This window comes from Variovorax glacialis, assembly GCF_051216375.1.
Taxonomy (GTDB): domain Bacteria; phylum Pseudomonadota; class Gammaproteobacteria; order Burkholderiales; family Burkholderiaceae_C; genus Variovorax.
Genome location: NZ_JBPJZT010000048.1, coordinates 1 through 4,175, shown reverse-complemented (window position 1 = coordinate 4,175; position 4,175 = coordinate 1). Strand labels below are relative to the sequence as shown.

At 63.0% G+C, this 4,175-nt stretch carries 3 protein-coding genes and 2 pseudogenes; all 5 read right to left on the bottom strand.

The features are described from left to right. The coding region (locus ACSFBL_RS35410; RefSeq protein ID WP_435520468.1) for a cation:proton antiporter at positions 1-805 on the bottom strand (805 nt) is incomplete at its 3' end. Between the two features lie 97 nt (positions 806-902). Further along, a pseudogene (locus tag ACSFBL_RS35405) lies at positions 903-1,349 on the bottom strand (cation:proton antiporter domain-containing protein); the annotation flags it as partial. Positions 1,350-1,793: 444 nt separating this feature from the next. Next, positions 1,794-2,866: pseudogene (locus ACSFBL_RS35400) on the bottom strand (IS110 family RNA-guided transposase); the annotation flags it as partial. 535 nt (positions 2,867-3,401) lie between these two features. Next, on the bottom strand, positions 3,402-3,752 hold the full coding sequence (locus tag ACSFBL_RS35395) for a hypothetical protein (RefSeq protein WP_435520467.1): 351 nt from the start codon (positions 3,750-3,752) through the stop codon (positions 3,402-3,404). A gap of 58 nt (positions 3,753-3,810) precedes the next feature. Beyond that, complete coding sequence (locus ACSFBL_RS35390) at positions 3,811-4,026, bottom strand: hypothetical protein (protein WP_435520466.1); 216 nt, start codon at positions 4,024-4,026, stop codon at positions 3,811-3,813. Positions 4,027-4,175 lie beyond the last annotated feature (149 nt).

The window sequence follows — 4,175 nt, the reverse complement described above, 5'->3', positions numbered from 1 at the left end:
GAATGATCGAGCCCGCCGGCGCCTTCACGATCAAGATGCTGCGCTCCCTGCACTCTTCCCCTGCGACGGCGATGGGCTCGATCCTCGCGCCTTTGGAAGTCCCGGCACGCGCCAGCGAAGCCGCAGCTAAGGAGGAATGCGCGCCGGAGAAGAACGCCATGAGCGGCGTCGTCATTGCGGTGGTGACCAGCGCCATCACCAGAAGGATCGTAAACATCTCCTGTCCGATCAGGCCGGCGTCCAGACCGATCTTCATGACGATCAGTTCCATCAGACCACGCGCATTCATCAAAGCGCCGGTCGCCAGGCTGTCGCGCCACGAATAGCCCGCGATCTTGGCGCCGACAGCGCCGCCTGCGACCTTCCCAATCGTCGCCACGGCAAGCACGAGCAGCATGGCCCCGAGGCTTCCGCCCGCGAACGCGCTCGACGTCGTGCTCAAGCCCGCGAGCGCGAAGAACAACGGCATCAGCACGACGATTGAGAAGGGTTCGACGCGCTTCGCGAGCGAGTCCAGCAACCGGTCGTCACGGGGCAAAGCGGCACCGAAAAGGAAGGCCCCGAAGACTGCGTGCAAGTGAAGCCACTCGGTCACCATGGCAGATGCGAACACACCGATCATGAGCGAAGCAAGCGCGGGCAGGCTGGGTTCACCCCCTGGCGCGTGGGATCGCAAAAGCCACCCGAAAAGCGGGCGAACGACGCAAAAGAGAACACCGAGCAAAATTGCCACTCCCGCGGCGATCTTCGCCAAGCCTCCATAACCCTCGCCCGCCCCAACCAGCGCTACGACGAATGCCAGCACGATCCATGCGAAGGCATCCGCGACCGCCGCGGACGCGAGCGAGCTGACCGAAGCGGGTATTTGTGAGCCCACGGTCTTTCAGGATGCGCGCCATCACGGGGAATGCCGTGATCGACAAGGCAGCGGCGATAAACAAGGAGAACGTCCCCACTCCGATGCCGGGGGGCGCGTAACTGCGGTGCAGCGCAGGCCCGATCGCGAGGCCCAGCGCCATGGGCGCCGCGACGCTGAGCAGCCCGACCCACCCGGCTGAACGCAATTGCTCGCGAACGCCCTTGTGTGCGCGCAGTTCAACGCCGACGATAAACATGAACATCACCAGTCCGACCGTTGAAAGCGCCGATAGGCCGCCAAGGGAGTCTTTCGAGAAAAGCTGGAAGTGGATCGCTGGGAACAAGGCACCCATTACCACCGGTCCCAGCACAAGCCCGGCAGCCATTTCGCCCACGACGTTGGGCTGGCCTACAAAGCGCAGGAGCCATCCACAGACGCGGGCAGCCGCGAGGATGACGATGAGCTGCAGGAGCAGAAGCGTGGCGGACATGGCGTTTCCGAGGTCAAAACCTGAGATGTTAGCTGCCACCACTGGCATCAGCACGGCCTTCAAGGTCAACTTCTATGGGGACTCTGTTGTCAAATCTTTTTAGCATCGCGTCGATAGGAAGCCGTATTTCATGGCGGCCCCCGGGTGTTGCTGAGCGGATGAGACAGTGGCGTGGCATGGGTGATACATCCTGATCCGAGGTCGGGGTGTGGCGAGCGTTCGAGCCAGTGCTCGGACGAACTTCTATCCGTGCAGGGCGTGCAAGCCCTGCACTTCATGCTGCATGCGCGCGAAGCGCACTGGCAAACCCCGGTTACCGGCGCCCCTTCTTTCGGAACGGTCACTATGCAGTGACCCGCTGACCTTGCGGGCGCGTCGACCTTTGATCATGATGATGCGATCCTTGTGGCCCCCCATGCAAGAACAGAGCTGCTCGGGACTGCAGACAGTGGCCGGCTTGAGCAAAGCCCCGGTCGGGATCTCGCCGTGCTGCAGATAGCGCCACAGCGCGATCGCCGGTCTTCTCGCCAAGGCGATGATGCCCACGCGGCGCATGCGCTTGCCGCCAGCAGCGAAGCGTCGGTTGAACCACTGGGTCAAGCGCTGTCGGGCTGCAGGCGCAGCCAGCTCCAGGCAAGTTCCACCAACATCGCACGCGCTCGCTTGTTGCCGGCCTTGCTGATGCCCTGTTCGATCTGGCTGTCGCCGCTGGCATATGGCGTGGGTGCCAACCCCAAGCACCCACCTAGCTCGCGCCGGTTGGCAAAGCGCCGCCAGCCGAACACTTCCTTGACCAACACCCAAGCGCCCTTGGCTCCGATGGCGCGCAGCTGGGCCAGTTGCGCCACCTGTGGGTGCTTGCCATCGGCCAATTCCTCGCGCCGCTCGGCCTCCATCAGCTTCACCTGCTGCTTGACCAACGCAAGCCGTGCGCTCTCGAGCTCGATCTCGGCGCGCAACACAGGCGGAACCTGCTCGCGATTGCGTTCCCACCAGCGCGCCCAGTCGCGCCCGCCAATGATGACGCGCGGGCGCAGGTTGTGCAGCACCAGCAGCGAGCCGATGCGGTTCGTGTGTGAGGTGCGCTCCTTCGTCAGCCGAGCGAGCTCGCGGTGCCTGCGGCGTGCGTCTTCGTCCTCGGCCGTGGGCTCATGCACCACCGACCACACACGCTCGCCGCGATGATGGCGCAGCAACAACGTCAACAGCTTGTCGCCATCGATGCGGTCGGTCTTGGCCCGTCTGGCATGCCGGTTCACCTCGATGCTGGAGGAGTCGACCACGATGTTGTCGACACCCTGCTCGATCAGCCAGCGATGCAGCCACCAGCCGTCGTGGCCGGCTTCGTAGCACGAGTGCACCCGGGCCCGCGGCTCGAGCTTGCAGCGCTCTTGCGCCTGGCCGATGCAGTGCGCAACTGCGGTCGTGTCGCCGGCGTCCACGTTGTACCGGCTCGGGCCGCGGTGGCCATCGCTCGCTGTCACCTTCCAGGACTTGTCGCCGAGCTCGAGGCTCATGTACAGCTCGCCCTAAATCGCCGTATCCTCGCGTTGTGGGACTGCTTGGGTTGTCGACATTTCCATCTCCTGCCAAGAAGTTAAGGAAATCCCGTTCTAGTCAAACGGGACTCGCTCGGGTAGTCCCACATAGCATCTTTGGAGTGGGATCGAAGGTCGCTTTTGGGCGGCGGATTTGCGCGGTCGATGCCAAACATTGCGACTGCGGTTGGCAGAACGAGTGCTGCAGTTGAAACGGAGACCTCGGATCTACAAAACGGAAAGCCAGAAGGCTGTGATGTGGGAACGCTGGAGGGAGGGCGAGACCTTCTCCGTTACGTCTGACCAATGCGTACTGCGCCAGGCTCAAAGTGCCGGATCCGACTGCGTCGAGACGCGTGACCTGCACCTCTTCACGCTGGCAGAACACCAGCGGCTCGATCACGTCGATCGGCTCACGCTCCGCAGCCGGGCCGCGATCGACGGGGTAGACCTTGCGTGGCGGCGCAGCACGTAGACGGCAACGTGCATGCCGCCAGCATAGCGGCGCGGGCGCCTATTCCTTCTCCGCGTCCCGGCGCATCGTCTCGATCTCCAGTCGGGTCTTTTCCATGCTCAGTTCGGCGGCCTTCGCCTCGCGCCGTTCTTTGCGCCACGCAATCAGAAATTTTATGAGCGCGAGAGCGAGCGTGAGCGCGGAAATGATCAGGCCGATCTCAGCGGCAGAAAGTGAAAAGGGGGGCAAGGGGGGCAAGGGCACGTGCATATCGACTTCGGTATCGCCTTCGCCAGAGATTTCTATCCTGACCTCCGCCGTCACGAGCGCGATTGCCATCGTGGACAAGAAAGAGCCGACTGACGCGATCAGCCAGAAGAGCTTTTCCCACCGTGACTTCCCCTTTTCCATGCGCGAATCGTCGCGCAACACAGTTTGCCGCACAAGTGAGTAGTAGTTGCGAGCTGAATCAGAGCCCGAGCGCGGCTTCCAAGTCGGCCGTGAGCGAGTTGACCACGGCTTGCTTGCCGGTAGCCTCGCGCGGGCCGGTGGCCTCGGCCTCGGCTTCAATGTAGTGAACGTCTTCGAGGAAGGCCATACACACCGTGTCCCACAAGTCGGGCGACAAGCCCTCAAGCTCCTTCATCTGCTCTTTCGGCATGCTGTGGAAGCGCGCCTTCTGCATTCGGGCTACCCGCTCTGGCCGCCCTTCAGCCACTGAAGTTGACCCGATTTCGCGGACACCCGATCCTTATGGATGAAGGAGTCCGATATGCCTACACCGAAGCCTCCGTACCCGGCGGAGTTCCGCCGACAGATGGTCGAACTGGTCCA